This window comes from Shewanella decolorationis S12 (assembly GCF_000485795.1).
Lineage (GTDB): Bacteria > Pseudomonadota > Gammaproteobacteria > Enterobacterales > Shewanellaceae > Shewanella > Shewanella decolorationis.
The window spans coordinates 1-19,137 of the sequence record NZ_AXZL01000047.1; the positions used below are offsets into that span (position 1 = coordinate 1).

Here is a 19,137-nt window from a genome sequence, read left to right on the forward strand (position 1 = left end):
GGCCCCATTTGGCCTTAAAATACAAAACGCCCGATGAGGTTCATCAGGCGTTTTAGGTGGAAATAAGTGTCAACTTATTTCAGGACGGGACAAGCTTGAGGCTAAAAGTTATAGGTGACGCCCAGCATCAGGTTGCGCCCCATTAACGGCGCATAATCCTTGAGTAGGGAAGTATGGGGGCGGGCCTCCTGATTGAGCAGGTTGGTGCCTTTGAGATAAACCAAAATATCGCCGCTTGAGGTGTACCAGCGATAAGTTGCTGCGGCGTTCACTAGGGCATAGCCTGCGGTTTCGGTCTCATTGTCGGCGGTGCCGGTTTGGCGAGCATAGCCTATGGCGCCTAACTCTGCGTGCCACTGCTGCAGATCGAAGTTTAATGTTGAGCCGACACGCATCGGCGATATTTGCGGTAAGTTGCCACCATCGACGAGTTTGCCGCGGGTGTAGTCGCTAAAGAGCCCGAGTGACCAGAGATCATTAAATGGAATCGTTGCCTGCGCCTCGATGGAGTAAAGATCCGCATCGCCTTGAGTATATTGATAAACCGGCATATCGCCTTCTTCATCGCTGTTGACTAGATCCGAGGCAACCAGTCCAGTGTTGCGCTCATAGTAGAAGTTGTTGACTCGGTTATAGGCGAGGCTGAGTGAACCTGTCCATGCGCCGTCCAACTTACGCAGCGTGAGGTCGATATTGTTGGCGACTTCCTTATCGTTACTGCCGCTGTTGGCAACGATTTGGCCATTCTCTAGGCTAAATTGCGACCCTAACTCAAAGCTTTGAGTGGCATCGTGTGGCCCGTAGCTGTAAAGCTCTTCGGCGGTGGCCGAGCGTTCGGCGCGGGTGAGTGATAGACCCAGATTGTATGATGGGCTAAAGTCCCACACCACGCCCGCAGACATCGTCACATTATTATCAGTTAAATCATTAGGTTGATACTCTTGTTCGCCATTAAGCGTGTCGAGTTGCATGCTATCGGGCGCGAGGCGGTAATGCTCTAGGCGACCGCCGAGTTCAAAGCGAAAATTCCCCAGCTTACGTTCTTGCACGATAAAAGCAGCGAGTGTGTCCGTTTTACTATCAGGGGTGAGTGCTTCGTCGCCTTCTACCGCAAAGTCGCGGTGCACCGCATGCAGCCCCAGGGTGCCTTGCCATTCGCCCCAAGGATGATTGTTTAGGCTTAAACGTGCTTCGCTCTGCTTGTTGAAAAAGGTGGTGCCAGCAACGCCATCTTCTTCCTCGGCGTGTTGATAATCGCTATAAGCTGCGTCGAATTTTAACTTACTAAAACCAACAAAGGGGTCGAGTAGCCCGCTGTGTAACTGCCAAGCGGTTTTTTGTAAGTCGATGGTGATATTGGGTGCATCGGCCTCACCACGGCTGGGGATGCCGTAGTTGGATTCGGTGCGCGCGCCGGAGATGCTAACAAAACCCGAATCCCCCGTATAGCCAACGCCTGCGGCGTAATCATCGAGTTTGAGTTGGCTATTGGCTAAGGTACCGTGGGTGGTCGGCATATCGGCAATGGCATTACCGGGAATGTCGACATCCTCGGTTTTTCTGTGGGTGCCATCCAGATGCCAGTTGAACTGGCCATTACCCCCGTTGAGTTCGGCATTGTAGGTTTGGCCATGATTGGCGCTGTCATAGCGAGCGCCAAAGTGCCCTGTCACTTCATCGATTGGGGTTTCGCTGTAGCGGCTATCGACCACATTCACGACACCGCCGATGGCGCCATTACCATAGAGTAGGGTGCCCGGACCGCGAAGAATTTCAATCTGCTGCGCTGAGGCGGCCTCGGAGGTCACGGCATGGTCCGCCGATACGGTAGAGGCATCGCCAACCGACAGGCCATTTTCAAGTACTTGTACTCTGGGACCGCCCATGCCGCGGATAATCGGCCGACTGGCACCCGCACCAAAGTGAGAAGCCTGTACGCCGGGGAGTTTTTCTAAGGTGTCGCCCAAGGTGGGTTCAGTGTTGAGCTTGAGTTGATCCTCGGTCAATACGCTGATGGGCGTGGTGCTTTCGAGGGCTGAGCGGGCGAGGGGCGAGGCGGTTACCACGATATTTTCCATCGGGGTTTGGCTCAGCGTCACATCTTGAATGAGCAAACCAGTCTTTGAACTAATCTCTTGATCGCTATGTTTAAAATTCGCATGACTCACGTGTAGGTGCAGGTGACTATTATCGGCAATCTTGAGTTGATACTGGCCTTGGGTATCCGTAGTCGTGCTGTTACCGCCGTCAACACTGACGCGGGCATTGGCGAGCGCGTTACCTTGTTGATCAGTGACTTGGCCTTGAAGCTCTGCGGCCATAGCCGATGAACACATGCTCGCGACTGCAAGCGCTATTGAAGATAGTGCAAGTTTCATTGTGCCTTTCCTTGTAGATAAGCAAAAAATTAATTTTTAAGTTTTTGAATTTGCTTTCTAAAAGGGAGGGGCGCGCACATCAACATGGCGGATGTGGGCTAAGTTAGGGGCTTGATAGGCTGTGGTGGCACGATGATTGGCATGTTGCAGATCCAGTGGTAGCACGGGCATAGATGCCGGACTTGCACAGGTATCGTGGCCAAAATCGCAGACAATACAATGGGTGTGTTCATGTTCCAGACTGTGTTCGGTGTAATGGGTCAGCGCAAAGCACTGGGTAACCAGTAGCCATACACTGAGCAGCAACCAAGGCCACTTTTTATGAGTCCGAAATTGATGATAAGCCATTATTGTTATTAGTTAAGGTTCAGCCGTTAGTCTTATCGGGAAGCACATATCCCTGTTGAAATAAGCTAAAGCATGTGCCCGTATCAGGCCACCTGAGTCGCTGATGCAGGCCAATTCGCTTTAGCCTTATCTAATTCACCAACAGAACATAAGTGATTTACATTGACCGAGTCTAATTAACTTTTGATCATAAAGTGGTTCAGTGGCAATCCATAGTGAAAATCACTTTATGGCAGTGGCGACACTGAAATTTGTAAATGGCCGGGTTGCCACCCTTTTGGTAGCTAGATAAGATTTTTTGCCATAGGTCATGACTTTGCAGGTATTCGGCTAAAAAGTCTTCTAAAGCTTCGCCCTGTAAGCCTTGTAAATCGGCGAGTTCGGCATCGCCATGAAACTCGCAGGCATCATTACAGTGGGATTGCCAGACTTCCTGTTGCCAGGAGATATACCCCGGCGTTCTTTCCGCCACTTCCTTCACTATGGCGATATCTAGCCCCGCGTCGAGTAGCGGGTAATCGTCGACAAAATGGCCATTAAATTTGTCTGCGGCGCTACCATCGGCAACGCACCAAGGGCAGATAGCTTCAACATTGTCCCTGCAATACATTCCTGAGCTGCAGATAAATTCCCGTGCTTGGCCGCAGCATTCGCAGGTTGCATCGCTTGAGAGCACGGCGCCAGTATTGAGAGGGTTGGGATGGTAGGTAAACTGAGGGAAATCCATTTCAACTCCTAAGTGAAGAATAACGCAATTAAATAGCCAAGCGATTATTATCAAGCTGCGTGGTTAATTCAATCGTTTATTCAATGAGATAAGCACTTATCTGGTACTCGCAGCGCCATATAGTTAACGCTTATTCTGTTTTTTTACTTGGCTATCTGCTTGGTCTTTGCACTGTTATTGGCATCTTTTTGCCATGGGATGATTAGGGCTCAATTGCAATAAATCCCAACGGTTGCCATAGAGATCTTCAAATACGGCAACTGTGCCGTAATCCTGCACCTGCGGCTCACGAATAAAGCGGATCCCAATGGACTGCATATAGTGATAATCGCGCCAAAAATCATCGGTATTTAAGAACAGAAACACACGGCCGCCGGCTTGATTACCGATAAAGGGTTCTTGCTCCGGTTTAGAGGCCTTGGCTAACAATAAAGCGGTGCCACTGGAGTTGGGTGGAGCGACCACGACCCAACGTTTATCTTGCTCGGGTTGATAGCTGTCTTCAATCAACTCGAATTTGAGTTTATTAACGTAAAAATCAATCGCCTCATCGTAATCTCTTACAACGAGTGCGATATGGACAATGGCTTGTTTCATGTTAGATCCTAGAGGTTAAGTCCCAACCGTATAGGCTTTGGGGGACGATAGATAGGGTTACGACATGGAAGGTAACGATATCTTGAGCAGATAGCGTGCTATTCATCAATTTAACGACTCCCCTGTGCGGGAGAAAGCCGTTATCGCCTTAATTCAACAATCAATTCAATGAATGGAATTTAGCACACTTGCTTGCAGGATACTCCTTGATAGAGTCTTGTTAGTGGGTACTTAGTCGTCTTTGCTCTATTTATGCATAATCACTGCATAAGTGTACTTTTGCTTACATAAATAACAGCCAAATTGCTGCAAAGATAGCCCTGAAGTCCGCATATTCTAACAAATTGCTGTAAAATGTAGCGCCAAATAACCATTAGAAATGTGAATTAAATAGGCATGCGTATTCATTGGTTTTTCGTATTAATGCTGAGCATTGTTTCCTGTACCTCAGCCGCGTCCGATATTGCGAGCAGTGTCAGTGGTGTCGCTAATCGCTTCGACGATGGTGGTAATTTTGAGTTGGGATTAAGTGTTTATGGCATCAATCAAGTTGATGTTCGTCAAACCGATGCTGGCACAGCGCAGTTGTCACTGTTGGTCAGTGGTATGTATCAGTACAAGGGGCTTTTTATTGAGATGATCCACCAGTCTCAGGATGGGGTGAATCTTGGCATTAATCTGTGGAGCTCTGAGGATTGGTCTTTAGAGTTATTGCTGGCTAACTTACAGGGGTCTTGGTCCCGTCCTGATATTGATCCCCGCACACTCGATGAAGCTGGTCGGAATGCTTATTTGTTATCTGAAGATTCGCTCTATATCGGTGCCGGATTTCGTGCAACGCGTTATTGGGGCGATAACTATGTCTTTCAGTATCGATTAGTGTCTGATTATTATGATGATCAGGGCATTCAGAGTTCTGCTAGATTGGGTAAGTCGTGGCAGGTTCGTAATTGGAATTTTCACCTACTAGGAAGCATTGGTTACTCTTCTGCGACCTTGAATCGCTATCTTTTTGGTGTAAGCAAAGAAGAAGCAACGGAACGCTTTCCCGAATATCGTCCGAGTAGTTCATTTAATTATGGGGTTGAACTTGGCGTTGCCTACCCTCTGAGCGAGAGCTTAGTCTTTCGAGCTATGTATCGCTTAAACCTGTTGTCCAGCGAAGTGACCGACAGTCCTTTTAATCAAGCAGGTTATACATCGTATTTTAATGCCTCAATCAGTTATGTGTTTTAGGGAGGAGGCATGAAGCGATTTTATCTATGGTTAGTGTTGCTCAATGCACCTCTCTTCGCTTGGGGCCAAGATGATGCGGTGATTTTTACTGCTACTCCAGAGCGTTGTATTGCGCTCCATAAAGGACAAACTTGCTATCAGGATGTTCTGTTTCGATGGCAGACACCTACGAGTGGTGAGTATTGCCTTATTCTGACAGATCGTCAGCAACAGCTAACATGCTGGAGTGGCAAAACGTTACAAGAATACCAATATAGTTTTGAGGGCGATAAAACCGCGACTTTTAGTTTGATCCGAAATGATGACGTGCGGCCGCTTGCCCAAGTCAAAGTGGTGGTCACATGGGTCTATAAAGCACCCAAACAGAGTCAATCTGGCTGGAGGTTATTCTAGTATGACAGTCGGTAAGCACATTTTAGTCGTCGAAGATGATATCTCGCTCGCGGAGTGGATAAGTGATTATTTATTGGAGCATGGCTATCTAGTCACTGTCGCTAGCCAAGGTGACTTTGCTTTAGAAATGATAGCTGAAGATACGCCTGACCTAGTCTTACTCGATGTCATGATGCCCGTTAAGAATGGTTTTGATGTATGTAAAGAAGCGAGGACGTTTTATTCAGGCCCGATTTTATTTATGACGGCTTGTGTAGAAGATGGTGATGAAATCCGTGGTTTAGATGCTGGAGCCGATGATTACCTCACAAAACCGATTCGACCTCAGGTGCTGTTAGCGCGTATAAAAGCCTTGCTGCGCCGAGTCAGTGATGAAGAACAAAAACAGCAATTAGTCTTCGGTTCTATGGTACTCAATGCGACGGCAAAATCGGTTGTTATTGATAAGCGGCCATTGGATTTGAATGCCAATGAATTTGATGTGTTGTGGCTGTTAGCATCGAAGGCGGGAACCATTGTCAGTCGTAATGAGTTGGTGGCTCAATTGCGGGGCTTTGAATATGATGGCTTAGATCGTTCAGTGGATATTCGGGTTTCCCGTTTGCGCAAAAAATTGCAGGAAGCATCAAACCTACCTTACAAGGTCAAAACGATTCGTGGTAAGGGGTACCTTTTTTGCCATGACGGCGCCGCAGAGCGTGTTTTATGAAGAAGTTAATGACTTCTCTGGTATTAGTCGTTCTGGTTTCTATTGCAAGTTTAGGTTGGTCTATAACTGAGTTTGCTAACCTCTTAGACCCTGAAAATGAAACGCAAAGTGCTATAACTCACCTCGCTGCATTAAAGCGGTTGGGGAGTACTTTGGCTAAAACATTAGATGAAGATAGTGCTATTCAAACTGGTTTTATCGAAAATTGGAACCGACTTAATTCAGAGCAATTGTCTTTAATAAGCGAAGCCGATTTTGTCTTACCCTCAGCACTTAAAACTGCGTTTGATTCAGGAGAGTCGCTGCTACTGGATTCAGACGAGGGTATTTCTTTGCATTATTTACTGCCTAAAACTAGGCAAGTGTTGAATATTAATACTGATATTGTGGCGCCAAGTGATGTTAGTTTTACCTTAAATAAGCTGTACACCATACTTTTTTATAGCGGCTTAGTCGTGATTTTGTTGGTTTGGGTTTCTCCTCTAATCCGTCAACTAGTGAATCTCAGTGAGGCAACCCAAGCGTTGGGTATGGGAGATTTACAGCAGAGAATCCCTGTTAAAAAAACATCGTATATAGGCATAATTGAAACTGAATTCAACCGTATGGCTGATCGCATTCAGCAACTCATTGATGACAACAAGTTACTTAGTCGGGCGGTTTCTCACGACTTAAAAACCCCAATAGCGAGGCTCAGGTTTGGTATTGAAGCCTTGGAAGAAACCCAAAATGAACAGCTTAGAGTAAAGTATTTCCAGCGTTTGAATCGTGATTTGGATACGATGGAAGACTTGGTGATGACACTACTGAGTTACGCCCGTCTTGATGAGGCTAACATCCAGCCAGAATGGCAATCGATTGAGTTGAATGCGTGGTTAGCTGAAAAGTATCAAGGCCAATCATTTTCAGGATTTTCAGTGGAATTGTTTCCCTATTCGACACCAATTAACGTCAAAATTGATCCTAAATACTTATCCATGCAGGTGAATAATTTATTCAGTAATGCGCTACGTTTTGGCCAAGCACAAATTAGGCTGAGCATCACTGTAGAGCAAAACAATGCTTGGTTGCATGTTGACGATGATGGGCCGGGGATTGATGAGCAAGAGTCCACTCAAGTGATCAAACCTTTTGTGCGTGGGTTGCATAGTCGCGGAAATGCGGGTCATGGTATGGGGTTAGCTATTGTCGATAGAATTGGTCGTTGGATGGACGTGCCACTGTGTATCGGACGCGCTCCTGAGCTGGGTGGGGCACGTATGTCACTCAAATTTAAGATTGAACGATAGCTGCGTCGCGTTTAATCCTCCACTTCAACATAATTCCCGTCTTTGTTAGTGAGCTATCAAAGACGGGAAGTCATTAGGCGTGTTGATGTTTCAGGGTTGTTTTTGCCGCAATGTGACTGGCTTAAGAGCCGCTCGTCATTTGAGTAGAATAACCACACATCATTCCTCGTTTCGCGAGTACGTGCTGGCCAGAACGAACAAAATCTAATCTCGAAACGTCAACACGCCCTAGTCATTAACTTTTTACATCAACATTATTGAGGATGTAATCCGTATCGTAGATGCGAGAATCGGTATTCTCAGGCTTGTTATGCAAACCTGTCACTTCGACCATCACGGAGGTTTCCTGATTCATTGTTGACGTTCCCCACAAGAGATCCTTACTTGCGGTTGCACCTACCCCAAATTGGCCAATGGCATCACGATCTGTTTGCTCATGGGTAAATGTAAAGTAGCGATAGCCCGCCTGCTTACATAACTCTGCCGATTTACGCATAACGTATTTACGGGCTAATGCGCGGTCAGTATGAGTATTGCCTACAAAACTGATCTGCCAGCTATCGGGAGCAATTTGTACGGTTTCAAATCCTTTACCGAATGACCAAAATTGTTTTTCGGTATCGTAGGAAGTGGCGCAAGCGGAAAGCATTAGGGCTAAACCTGCGCATAAAAGCGTTTTTTTGATTGATATCATGGCCTTGCCTCAAAATTTTACTCAAAAACTATAGTTCACACCTAAGGTGGTCACCCACTGGTTACGGCTATCAATAAGCGGAGAGTCAGCCATATTGGCACCCAAGTGCGAATAACCTGTAGCCTGTGTAATGTCTAAATGTTTAGTGACAGGAATGACTAAGGTGTAACCCAGTTTGTAGGCGAAGGTGCCATCGGCCTGATAAGCTGAGCGTTGTGCTGTGGCTTCGGATGACTTGACGCCTGTATAGTAGTTTGCAAAGTCTTTACTGAAGTAATGCACTCCTGCATAAGGAACCAGGTCCCCAAAACCAAGATTGATAGGGTGGTAATAGGTGATATCAGCCTGAAAACCATCATAAACATTGGTCACATCGTGTTGGAATTTGGTTGATAGCGTACCCACACCTAAATGAATGTCAGCGTTTAAGCCCAAATCTCCGCTGAATTTGCGATCTTTCATGCCCGCTAGAATATCAGCATCATCTGCATCAAACCCTGGGTTAGCAACCGCAAATACGCTGAAATTGATAGCACTATCATTTGTTCCTAAAAAGCGATAGTTAATTCCGGACAGATCGGCGTTGAAGTCCTCACCATGGTAGCCTCCATTGAGGTAGGCACCCGTTTGGTGATCTTGTCCTTTGTAAAACTTGCTGCCAGTTGCGACACCAACTCCTGCAAAAAACTGATTTTGATGGCTATAAACATTACCGTTACGAATGTAAGTATTGCTCTCTGCAAAAGCATGGCTAGACATCAAAACACTTGTGATAACAAAGCAAAGTTTCTTCATTTTCTATCCTTAAAATTTCTGTCGAGTGGTAGTGCGAGCACTATATTTCAGTTTCTAAAAGGACTTTGTATCCGTATGTAACCTAGGTGTTTAACCTTAAGGTCAATTGCATGATAGAAGTTAGGAACCTTGCTCTTGAGGTGCTTTAACGCGGGGTTATTTTGTGGTGGCAATAAAATTACGCACAAGCGTCAAACACTTGCTGGGGAAATGATGCGGGAGAATAGAATTTGACTCATAGCAACCAATGGCATCAGGTTATATTTTGATGCCATTGAATTGCCATATTAAACGCCTGATTGGCTAAGGACAGGGCAATCTAAATTGATCTGAGAGAGCATTTAGACGGCTGAGTAACTCGGGGGAGAGGCAGACCTTTAAGCTGTCGATATTCTCTTTCAGTTGGTATAAGTCTGTGGCGCCAATGATATTTGAGCCAACAAATTTACGTGAGTTAACAAAGGCTAACGCCATTTGTGCGGGGGAGAGATTAAACTCGCGGGCTAAGTCTACGTAGGCTGCCGTAGCATCGAGTGCCATTTGTGATCCTGTGTAACGGGCGAAGCGTTTGAACAGGGTTAAGCGCGCGCCTTCTGGCCATTGGTTATTGCAATATTTACCGCTTAAAGCACCAAAGGCTAAGGGGGAGTAGGCCAGCAGTGGCAATTCTTCGCGGTGGCTGATTTCACTCATGCCCACTTCAAAGCTGCGGTTGAGTAGATTATAGGGATTTTGCACGGTAACAATGCGCGGCAGGCCGTGTTTTTCCGCCAGTTGCAGGTATTTCATCAGCCCCCAAGGGGTCTCGTTCGACACGCCGATGTAGCGCACTTTACCTTGGCGAATGACTTCGGCGAGGGCTTCGAGGGTTTCGAGGATTGGCGTTTGCTGCTCAATCTCTTGCTCGTCGTAAAATAATTCCCCGAAGAAGTTGGTATTACGATCTGGCCAATGTACTTGATAGAGATCGATAGTATCGATTTGCAGGCGTTCGAGTGAGGCATCGACCGCTTGGTGAATGTTGTTCCAGTCCAGTGCCATATTCTTGCGAATATAGTCACTCTTGCCACCCGGTGCGGCAATCTTAGTGGCGATCACTAAGTCATCTCGATTGCCACGGGCCTTGATATATTGACCCAAAATGCGCTCGGTTTCGCCTTGGGTTTCCGGCTTTGGCGGCACAGGGTACATTTCCGCAGTATCAATAAAGTTGATGCCACTGCCTATGGCGTAGTCTAGCTGTGCAAAGGCCTCGGCTTGGGTATTTTGCTCGCCCCAAGTCATAGTACCTAAACAGATTTTGCTCACCTCGAGATTAGAATGCGGTATGCGTCTGTATTCCATCTATTTCTCCTACGGAAACTATCTTAGTCCGAGGCTATCAAGCTTTTGCTGTAAAGCAAAGGTTAATGCGGTGGTATGGATGTTGGTGGGTTAAAAATGACCAATGTCTTACCGAGATTTTGTTGGGCTTATGGCAAATCTTTGTACATTAAGTCAGCGCTGAGTGTGAGTTTTGTGTCTTAGGCTCGATTTGAAGCGGAAGATAGGGATTTTTGTCTGTTTTCACATACTTAAGTCGCTGCTAAATCAGAGATGATGGAATTATGAATTATTTGTTATAAAACTACATTTGAAGTTTTGATTTCAAAATCGTGGCGATCAATATCACAAAATGGCGCGAATTTACGTATATTACTTACGAAATTGCGGCGGAATGTGACGCCAATATCGGATTATCTGTTAACAAACATCTACCCTAAATTTATCTAAAAATTTTCATGGTTGATATTTGTGATGGCAGATTTTTCAAACCAAGTTATAACGATCAAAAAAGGCCTCGACTTGCCGATTTCGGGTGAGCCTAGGCAGATCATCGAACCCGGTAACAGGCCATCCCAAGTGGCTCTGTTGGGTGAGGAGTATGTTGGCTTAAAACCGACGATGTTGGTGGAAGTCGGCGATAAGGTAAAAAAAGGCCAACCTTTGTTTGAAGATAAGAAAACAAAGGGCGTGCTGTTTACCGCTCCAGCCAGTGGTGAGATTGTTGCAATCCACCGTGGTGAGCGTCGGGTGTTGCAATCCGTGGTGATCCGCTGCAATGGCTTAGACGCCGATGAGCAGATCCGTTTTGATATTCACACCGATTTACAGGCCTTATCTGCGGATGTGGTTAAAGATCAACTGGTTAATAGCGGCATGTGGACGGCGCTACGTACCCGTCCTTTCTCCCGCGTTCCCGCCCTCGATAGCAAACCCGCAGGTATTTTCGTGACGGCTATGGATACCAATCCACTCGCCGCCGATCCTCGTTTGATTATTGCTGAGCAGAGCGATGCCTTTAAGGCGGGCTTAGCGGTGCTCAGTCATTTAACCGAAGGTAAAGTTTACCTCTGCCAAGATAAAGGCGAAGCCTTAGTCGGTGCTGATTTGCCTAAGGTTGAAGTGCGCCGTTTTACAGGGGTACATCCCGCCGGATTAGTCGGAACTCACATTCACTTTACCTTGCCTGTCAGCATTGAGCGTCAGGTGTGGCATATCGGCTATCAAGACGTAATTGCCTACGGCAAGCTGTTCCAAACCGGTGAACTCTATACCGATCGCGTGGTGGCGCTGGGTGGCCCAAGCGTGCTTAACCCGCGTTTACTGCGCACCCAGTTAGGGGCAGAGCTGAGCGCCTTAGTGGCCGACGAAGTAAAACCCGGTAACAACCGTGTGGTATCAGGCTCAGTATTATCAGGTCATACCGCCCAAGGTGTGCATGACTTTTTAGGCCGCTTCCACAACCAAGTATCAGTGCTCGCCGAAGATGCGCAGCACCAAGTATTGCCTTGGGTGCGTGGCGGCTCGGATAAGTTTTCTATCACCCGTGCGGTAACCTCCCGTTTATTTGGCCTGACTAAATCCTTTGAATTTACTACGCATCAGGGCGGCTCTCAGCGCGCCATGATGGCCTTTGGTCAGCTCGATCGCGTTATGCCGCTGGATATTTTACCCACGCTGCTCGTTCGTGACTTAGTGGTGCGAGATACCGATGAGGCGCAAGCGTTAGGCGCATTGGAGTTAGATGAAGAAGATTTAGCCCTGTGTACCTTTGTGTGCCCTGGCAAATATGACTTCGGTAAAGAGTTACGTGCCTGTCTAGATGTTATCGAGAGGGAAGGTTAATGACGACACAACCTAAAAAACCTGATTTACAGGACGACTACTACGCCACGGGTAAATCGATGAAGGGCTTTGTGCGCTCATTGGTGATCGCCAGTGGTCGCAGCACTAAGGGACAAGTGCACGTACGTGACGCCATTGACGTAAAACGTACCATGACCTTAGTAGGCCTTTGTTTATTACCCGCCATTCTATTTGGCTTATATAACATAGGTTTACAGGCTCAGCTCGCACTTGCAAGCGGCTTAACCACGCCAGATACCTGGAAACTCGCGCTGTTTAACGCTTTAAGCGGTGGCTTAAGTGCCGAGACAGGCGTGATTGGTCTATTCCTCTACGGCTTAAGTTTTTATCTGCCGATTTACTTAACAGCATTATTGACTGGCCTGTTTTGGGAAGTGGTGTTTGCCAAGGTACGTCGCCAAGAGCTGCACGAGGGCTTCTTCGTCACAGCCTTGTTATTTACGCTGATTTTACCCGTTTCGATTCCACTCTGGTTGGTGGTGATGGGGATTAGCTTTGGGGTGGTGATTGCCAAAGAGCTGTTTGGTGGCATGGGATACAACTTCCTTAACCCCGCATTAGCAGGTTTGGCGTTTATCTATTTTGCCTATCCATCTGAAGTCACAACCGTTAAGCAACTGGTTGCTGTAGATGGGTTTTCTGGCGCCACAGCCTTAGCACAAGCCGCTGCCGGTAAGCTGCAATTTGCCGATTACACTTGGTATAGCGCCTTTAGCGACCCTAACTGGTGGAATAATTTCTTTGGCTTTACCGTAGGCGCGATTGGTGAAACCAGCACGCTCGCTGTGTTGCTTGGTGGGCTATTACTGCTTATCACCCGTTTAGCCGATTGGCGCATCGTGGTGGGTGTGATGTTGGGCATGATTGCCACTGCAACCTTGTTCAATGTTATTGGTTCAAGCACAAACCAAATGATGGCAATGCCTTGGACATGGCACTTAGTCACGGGCGGTTTTGCTATCGCGATGATGTTTATGGCGACCGATCCGGTAACAACCTCTTATACCCGCCAAGGCAAGTTTGCCTACGGCGCCTTGATTGGTTTTATGACAATCCTTATCCGTGTGGCTAACCCCAAAATGCCTGAAGGCGTGATGTTAGCCATCCTGTTCGCCAACCTGTGGGCACCGCTGTTCGATTATCTGGTGGCCCGTGCCAACATCAAACGGAGAGTAAAACGTCATGGTATTTAAGAAAGATACTGTAGTGGGGACCATGATCTTCACCATTACGCTCTGCCTTTTGTGCTCCTTTATGATCACCGGCACCGCAGGCGTATTGAAAGAGCGTAAGCTCGCAAAAAAACGCGATGAGTTACAACGTTATGTGTTGATGGCGGCCGATGTCAATTTAGGCCAAGGCAATGAGTTTAGAGAGATTTTTGCTAAATCCGTTAAGCCATTATTGATTAATCTCGACACAGGCAAAGTGGACTCCGATGCCAATGTACTCGACTTTGACGAGCGCATGGCGGCGATTAACCCAGAAACCTCAAGCGCCCCTAAAAAGGATATCGCCAAAATCAAGACCCGCGCCAACGATGCCCGCGTGTTTAAAGTGTTTGATGATAGCGGCAAGTTATCCAGTGTGGTCGTGCCTTTCTACGGTAAAGGACTGTGGTCGATGATCTACGGTTACGTGGCCGTCGAGCCTGACTTTAATACTATTAAAGGCATGGTGGTTTACGAGCATGGTGAAACCCCAGGTATCGGTGACTTTGTGACTGACCCACATTGGTTATCCCTGTGGAAGGGGAAACAACTCTTTGATGAAAAAGGCAAGTTTGTGATGCGCCTCGTGAAAGGTGGCGCCAAAGAGGGCGATGTGCACGGTGTAGATGCGGTCAGTGGCGCGACCATGACTGGCCGTGGCGTGCAACGTGCAATGGAGTTTTGGTTTGGCGTCGAGGGTTTCCAAACCTTCTTCAACCAATTAAAAGCATCGGCTGAGCAAGGTGAGTTGGGAGGTGCAAAATGAGCAACAGTTTATCCATGCGTGACATGCTAGCAGGCCCAGTATTTGCCAATAACCCAGTGGCGATGCAAGTGCTGGGCGTATGTTCGGCGCTGGCGGTGAGTAACTCCATGCAGACGGCCGTGGTGATGACACTGGCGGTGACCTTCGTACTGGTGTTCTCTAACCTTATTATCTCCGCCATTCGCAACTTTATCCCTAACAGTGTGCGGATCATTGCCCAGATGACGGTGATTGCCTCCTTGGTGATTATCGTCGATATGGTGTTGCAGGATGTCGCTTACGAGCTATCTAAGCAACTATCTGTATTTGTTGGGTTAATTATTACTAACTGTATCATCATGGGCCGCGCAGAAGCCTTTGCGATGAAGTATCCACCTCACTTAGCCGTGGTCGATGCCGTGGGTAACGCGGCGGGTTACGGTTTAGTGCTGATCAGTGTGGCCTTTGTGCGTGAGTTGTTAGGCACGGGCAATCTATTTGGTCATAGCGTGTTGACTACGGTTGAAAACGGCGGCTGGTACTTACCTAACGAGATGTTTAAGTTGCCCCCAAGCGCCTTCTTCCTGATTGGCCTGCTGATCTGGAGCATTAACGTGATCCAGCGTAAACGCGGTTAAGGAGCGGATATGGAACACTATATTAATCTGTTTTTACAGGCCACATTCTTAGACAACATGGCGCTGTCGTTCTTCCTCGGTATGTGTACCTTCTTAGCCGTGTCTAAAAAGGTGTCGACCGCCTTCGGCTTAGGCGTTGCGGTTATCGTGGTGATGACCTTAGCCGTGCCCTTAAACCAACTGATCTATGTGAAGGTGTTAGCACCGGGCGCATTGGCTTGGGCGGGCATGCCTGGCATCGACTTAAGTTACCTGCAACTGATCACCTTTATCGGTGTGATTGCGGCCTTAGTGCAAATCCTTGAAATGTTTTTAGATAAGTACATTCCAAGCCTGTATGACTCCCTCGGGATCTTCCTGCCACTGCTCACCGTAAACTGCGCGATTTTTGCCGGGGTGATCTTTATGGCTAACCGTGATTACAACTTTGCCGAATCGGCGGTGTTTGCTATGGGTTCGGGCACAGGTTGGGCGCTGGCGATCGTGATGTTGGCAGGGCTGCGTGAGCGGATGAAGTTTCATGCGATTCCCGAAGGCTTGCAGGGGATTGGTATCACCTTTATTACCACAGGGTTGATGGCACTTGGCTTTATGTCTTTCTCGGGGATCTCGCTGTAACGCGTGGCCGAGAAAGTGAAACCGCATTCTGTTTAGAAAAAGGGTTATCGAATGGAAATGGCAATAGGCATAGGCATGTTCACCTTAGTGGTGTGCCTACTGGTGATAGTAATCCTTATCGCCAAAAAGAAATTAGTGACTACAGGTGAGATCACTATCGGAATTAACGACGATGCCGAGAAAAGCATTAAAGTTGCCGCGGGCGACAAACTGCTTGGCGCCTTAGCGAGCAAGAATATTTTTATTCCCTCGGCCTGTGGCGGCGGCGGTACCTGCGGCCAGTGCCGGGTGAAAGTCAAATCAGGCGGTGGTGATATTCTGCCGACAGAACAAGGGCATATCACTAAAAAAGAAGCCAAAGAAGGCTGTCGTCTCGCCTGCCAAGTGGCGGTGAAGACCGATATGGAACTGGAGTTGGAAGAAGAAATCTTCGGTGTGAAGAAGTGGCAATGTGAGGTGATCTCAAACGATAACAAGGCCACTTTTATCAAAGAGTTACTGCTGAAACTGCCCGAAGGTGAAGATGTACACTTTAAGGCGGGTGGCTATATCCAAATTGAAGCGCCAGCCCATGTGGTGAAGTACGCCGATTTTGATATTCCGGCTAAGTACCGTGACGATTGGGAGAAATACGGCCTGTTCGACTTAGTCTCCACCGTTAATGAAGACGTGCTGCGCGCCTATTCGATGGCGAACTATCCCGATGAAAAGGGCCGAATCATGCTTAACGTGCGGATTGCAACGCCACCTTCAGCCAATGTGCCACCGGGTAAGATGTCTTCTTACATCTTTAACCTGAAGGCGGGGGATAAAGTGACCATTTCTGGCCCATTCGGTGAGTTCTTTGTAAAGGATACCGATGCAGAAATGGTCTTTATCGGCGGTGGTGCGGGCATGGCACCGATGCGCTCACATATTTTCGATCAGCTAAAGAGTAAAAAGACCAAGCGTAAGATGAGCTTCTGGTACGGTGCCCGTTCGACCCGTGAGGTGTTTTACCAAGAAGATTTCGATGCATTAGCGGCTGAAAATGACAACTTCGTCTGGCATGTGGCACTGTCGGAGCCGCTACCAGAGGATAACTGGACCGGTTACACAGGCTTTATCCATAATGTGATTTACGAAAATTACCTTAAACATCATAAGGCACCCGAGGATTGCGAGTACTACATGTGTGGTCCTCCAATCATGAACTCCTCGGTGATCCGTATGCTCGAAAGCCTAGGGGTCGAGCCTGAAAATATCCTGCTCGATGACTTTGGTGATTGAGCGGTAAGTGGAATAGAAAATCGCGTTAGGCAGAGCTAGTACAGCGGAGCCTAACGCGATTTTTGTTTATTGCTTATTAGCGTTTTTATGTTCAAAGCCCCTAACAATGACGTATGCGATAAGGGCAAATATAAATACTATAAGGTACATCCTTGCAATACTTTGTAACGTTTCAATAATCGTCCGATAAATCTCAATAGTCCAACGTTCTAGTGTTAGCTGAAGAATCTCTACATCTTTATGTCGAGCGGTAATATAACGCTCTAAATCATAAATCCTAACGCCACCAGAGATGCCCACAACATATGTGGCAAAAATGATGTATTTTTGCCAAGCGGCACTGATTGAATCTTGAATAATTCGAGAAAATATTTCGCCTAATGGTTTTTTAAAAATTGAAACAACCAGAAATGAAACAGTTATAGATAGTGCAAAGGTAATAAACAGTAATGTAAAAAACATGCTCTCTCCTTAGAACAGATATTTAAACCGAAAACTTTGTCAGTCATTTAAAATCAACAACATAATCTGCTTTAGGTTTGCGTTCAAGCAAATAGCTAAAAAGACAGGACAAGCATGGATTTTTGGGGGATTAATCGTTTGTACTGTTGCTACTGGAGTTCACCTCCCCTGCGAAGTCGCCGCGGGGTGTTGGAATAAATTGCGTGAGTCCGGTTATGGATGACCAGCTAGCTTTCGGGGTACAGGATGTACCATCGGAAGCGATAGCAATTTATCCATAAGACCAAGGCTAGTAATCAATGCATGTAACTTCGCTAGGGGCGTCTTGGAGCATCCAAGGAGGATAGGACGAGCAGTCCTCCTTAGTCGGGGGGGGGGGGAAGCCCCACGACTTTGACTTTGCTTTTAAAAACTCAGTCTAGGATGTCATTGCTAATTCCAAACACAGCACTACTAAAAAAACTTGTGATAAGCTGGCCGCTTTCTAATCAGACAGTATTTGCTAATTAAGTTAAGGATAACCCATGCGTTTGAGTGTTATCGGCTCCCTGCTATCGGGGTTGTTATTACTCCCAAGTGCCAATAGTGTTGGTGAGTCGTTTGAAACTGAGATTGTGTCGGAAAGCGCGCAAGGCGGTCAGTCAGTTAAGCTTGAAAGTCCATTGCCATCCTCGGAATCTAAGCTTGGGGAGATTAAGAGCTTAATCCAAGCGGCGATAATGGATTCGCCGCAGCCATTTAGTGGCTGTGTTATCTTGCTTGAGCGTGGCAAACCGCTGCTTGAATTGCAAAAGGGTGAGGGTATCAATCAAGATTCGCGCTTTGTAATAGCATCGCTTTCTAAACAAATTACTGCAACCTTGATATTACAGGCGGTCGATGCGGGGAAACTCGATTTAACTCAAACGCTTAATCATTACCTTTTTGGTGATGCGAAGGGAGATAACAAGGCACTCCAAGGCGCTGTGGCGGGTACAAAGTCAAGTGCAAACGCTTTAAATCCCAGTCGATATGATGAGCGGATTACGCTGCATCAACTACTGACGCATACATCGGGTGTCGATAAACTGGGTAAGGCGAATCGATTTGAGCCTGGTAGTCAGTTTGAATACTCCAACTTTGGTTATTCCCTGCTTGGGCAAGTGCTTGAGAAGGTCAATCACCAATCCTTTGCCGAGCAAGTGGCGCAGTTTGCAACGCGATACCAGCTTAATGGCCTAAGTGCTGAGCTTGGCAGTATTGCGGCTATTCACGCCAAAGTACCTTCACTCGCCGTTGGTTTACAGGAAAGCGAGGTAATTGCCCCCTCTGATTTAGTGCTTGATGAAGCTTTGTTGCCCGCAGGCGGACTTATTGCCTCCGCGCCAACTTATGCCGCCTTTCAGGATTTATTACATGCTGGCAAGTTGATGAGCGCAGAGAGTTATCAACGGATGACTACGGCGCATACCGAGATCCAATTTTTATGGCCGAATATGCACTACGGTTATGGGGTGAGGATCAATAAGGACGATGACCTCGTCGAATACAGTCATACGGGCTATTTAACCGGCTATATGTCGATGACACTGCATTATCCCGAATTTAATTTGGATTTGGTGATGCTGGAAAATCTATCGCTAAATCTTAATGATCGCGCTCGAGTATTCGAACTGCATAATCAGATCCGCCAAATAATCCGTAGCCAGTTGCTGCTTGCTAAAGCTTCTAATGTTTAAGCCTCTGATGTTTAAACTTTAGCTTTCGCCATTATGTTGGCGAATAGGCGGCCAATTCTGCTGGTTTGAGGTGAGGCTTAGTCTTGAAAGCATAAAGCCCCAGAGTTGGGGCTTTATGCTT

The 19,137-nt window shown here is 47.1% G+C and carries 19 protein-coding genes; 11 read left to right on the plus strand and 8 right to left on the minus strand.

Going from position 1 to position 19,137, the window contains the following annotated elements:
* Positions 1-101: 101 nt before the first annotated feature.
* From SHD_RS03390 to SHD_RS03405, 4 genes are all read right to left on the minus strand, one after another.
* On the minus strand, positions 102-2,378 hold the full coding sequence (locus tag SHD_RS03390) for a TonB-dependent receptor (protein ID WP_039977386.1): 2,277 nt from the start codon (positions 2,376-2,378) through the stop codon (positions 102-104).
* A 57-nt stretch (positions 2,379-2,435) separates the two neighbouring features.
* Complete coding sequence (locus SHD_RS03395; protein WP_235056932.1) at positions 2,436-2,684, minus strand: hypothetical protein; 249 nt, start codon at positions 2,682-2,684, stop codon at positions 2,436-2,438.
* Positions 2,685-2,925: 241 nt separating this feature from the next.
* Positions 2,926-3,453, minus strand: coding sequence for a CbrC family protein (locus SHD_RS03400; RefSeq protein WP_023265852.1), 528 nt, complete (start codon positions 3,451-3,453; stop codon positions 2,926-2,928).
* A gap of 174 nt (positions 3,454-3,627) precedes the next feature.
* A complete protein-coding gene (locus SHD_RS03405) occupies positions 3,628-4,050 on the minus strand; it encodes a VOC family protein (protein WP_023265853.1) in 423 nt (140 codons plus the stop codon).
* Between the two features lie 396 nt (positions 4,051-4,446).
* On the opposite strand from SHD_RS03405, the gene SHD_RS03410 reads away from it, so the two are divergent.
* From SHD_RS03410 to SHD_RS03425, 4 genes are read left to right on the plus strand one after another with little or no spacing between them, the layout of a single operon-like run.
* A complete protein-coding gene (locus SHD_RS03410; RefSeq protein ID WP_023265854.1) occupies positions 4,447-5,286 on the plus strand; it encodes a MipA/OmpV family protein in 840 nt (279 codons plus the stop codon).
* Positions 5,287-5,295: 9 nt separating this feature from the next.
* Positions 5,296-5,679, plus strand: a complete 384-nt coding sequence (locus SHD_RS03415) for a DUF3019 domain-containing protein (RefSeq protein ID WP_023265855.1) — start codon at positions 5,296-5,298, stop codon at positions 5,677-5,679.
* A 1-nt stretch (position 5,680) separates the two neighbouring features.
* Positions 5,681-6,388 (plus strand): response regulator, encoded by a 708-nt coding sequence (locus SHD_RS03420; RefSeq protein WP_023265856.1) that lies wholly within the window; start codon positions 5,681-5,683, stop codon positions 6,386-6,388.
* Positions 6,385-7,677 (plus strand): ATP-binding protein, encoded by a 1,293-nt coding sequence (locus tag SHD_RS03425; protein WP_023265857.1) that lies wholly within the window; start codon positions 6,385-6,387, stop codon positions 7,675-7,677. The genes SHD_RS03420 and SHD_RS03425 overlap by 4 nt, the downstream gene beginning before the upstream one ends.
* Positions 7,678-7,912: 235 nt before the next feature.
* On the opposite strand, the gene SHD_RS03430 is transcribed toward SHD_RS03425, so the two are convergent.
* The 3 genes from SHD_RS03430 to SHD_RS03440 form a co-directional block, all read right to left on the minus strand.
* Positions 7,913-8,371, minus strand: coding sequence for a CC0125/CC1285 family lipoprotein (locus SHD_RS03430; RefSeq protein WP_023265858.1), 459 nt, complete (start codon positions 8,369-8,371; stop codon positions 7,913-7,915).
* Positions 8,372-8,392: 21 nt separating this feature from the next.
* Positions 8,393-9,166, minus strand: coding sequence for an outer membrane protein OmpV (gene ompV, locus SHD_RS03435; RefSeq protein ID WP_023265859.1), 774 nt, complete (start codon positions 9,164-9,166; stop codon positions 8,393-8,395).
* Between the two features lie 303 nt (positions 9,167-9,469).
* Complete coding sequence (locus tag SHD_RS03440) at positions 9,470-10,510, minus strand: NADP(H)-dependent aldo-keto reductase (RefSeq protein WP_039977389.1); 1,041 nt, start codon at positions 10,508-10,510, stop codon at positions 9,470-9,472.
* A gap of 453 nt (positions 10,511-10,963) precedes the next feature.
* Between SHD_RS03440 and SHD_RS03445 the strand changes: the two genes are divergently transcribed.
* The 6 genes from SHD_RS03445 to nqrF are packed head-to-tail and all read left to right on the plus strand — an operon-like array spanning position 10,964 to position 16,836.
* Positions 10,964-12,334 carry a Na(+)-translocating NADH-quinone reductase subunit A gene (locus SHD_RS03445; protein WP_023265861.1) on the plus strand — a complete coding sequence of 457 codons (1,371 nt, stop codon included), beginning with the start codon at positions 10,964-10,966 and terminating at the stop codon, positions 12,332-12,334.
* Positions 12,334-13,548, plus strand: a complete 1,215-nt coding sequence (locus tag SHD_RS03450) for an NADH:ubiquinone reductase (Na(+)-transporting) subunit B (protein WP_023265862.1) — start codon at positions 12,334-12,336, stop codon at positions 13,546-13,548. Before SHD_RS03445 ends, SHD_RS03450 begins: the two co-directional genes overlap by 1 nt.
* A complete protein-coding gene (locus SHD_RS03455) occupies positions 13,538-14,332 on the plus strand; it encodes a Na(+)-translocating NADH-quinone reductase subunit C (RefSeq protein WP_023265863.1) in 795 nt (264 codons plus the stop codon). The genes SHD_RS03450 and SHD_RS03455 overlap by 11 nt, the downstream gene beginning before the upstream one ends.
* A complete protein-coding gene (locus SHD_RS03460; protein WP_011071186.1) occupies positions 14,329-14,949 on the plus strand; it encodes an NADH:ubiquinone reductase (Na(+)-transporting) subunit D in 621 nt (206 codons plus the stop codon). Before SHD_RS03455 ends, SHD_RS03460 begins: the two co-directional genes overlap by 4 nt.
* Positions 14,950-14,958: 9 nt before the next feature.
* Positions 14,959-15,567, plus strand: a complete 609-nt coding sequence (gene nqrE, locus SHD_RS03465) for an NADH:ubiquinone reductase (Na(+)-transporting) subunit E (protein ID WP_011621548.1) — start codon at positions 14,959-14,961, stop codon at positions 15,565-15,567.
* Positions 15,568-15,618: 51 nt separating this feature from the next.
* A complete protein-coding gene (gene nqrF / locus SHD_RS03470; RefSeq protein WP_023265864.1) occupies positions 15,619-16,836 on the plus strand; it encodes an NADH:ubiquinone reductase (Na(+)-transporting) subunit F in 1,218 nt (405 codons plus the stop codon).
* Between the two features lie 66 nt (positions 16,837-16,902).
* Here the strand turns inward: nqrF and SHD_RS03475 are convergent, their stop codons facing one another.
* Complete coding sequence (locus SHD_RS03475) at positions 16,903-17,298, minus strand: hypothetical protein (protein ID WP_023265865.1); 396 nt, start codon at positions 17,296-17,298, stop codon at positions 16,903-16,905.
* A 524-nt stretch (positions 17,299-17,822) separates the two neighbouring features.
* Here SHD_RS03475 and SHD_RS03480 point away from each other — a divergent pair.
* The gene (locus SHD_RS03480; protein ID WP_023265866.1) at positions 17,823-19,016 is read left to right on the plus strand and encodes a serine hydrolase domain-containing protein; all 1,194 of its coding nucleotides are present in this window, start codon (positions 17,823-17,825) and stop codon (positions 19,014-19,016) included.
* Positions 19,017-19,137: the final 121 nt, after the last annotated feature.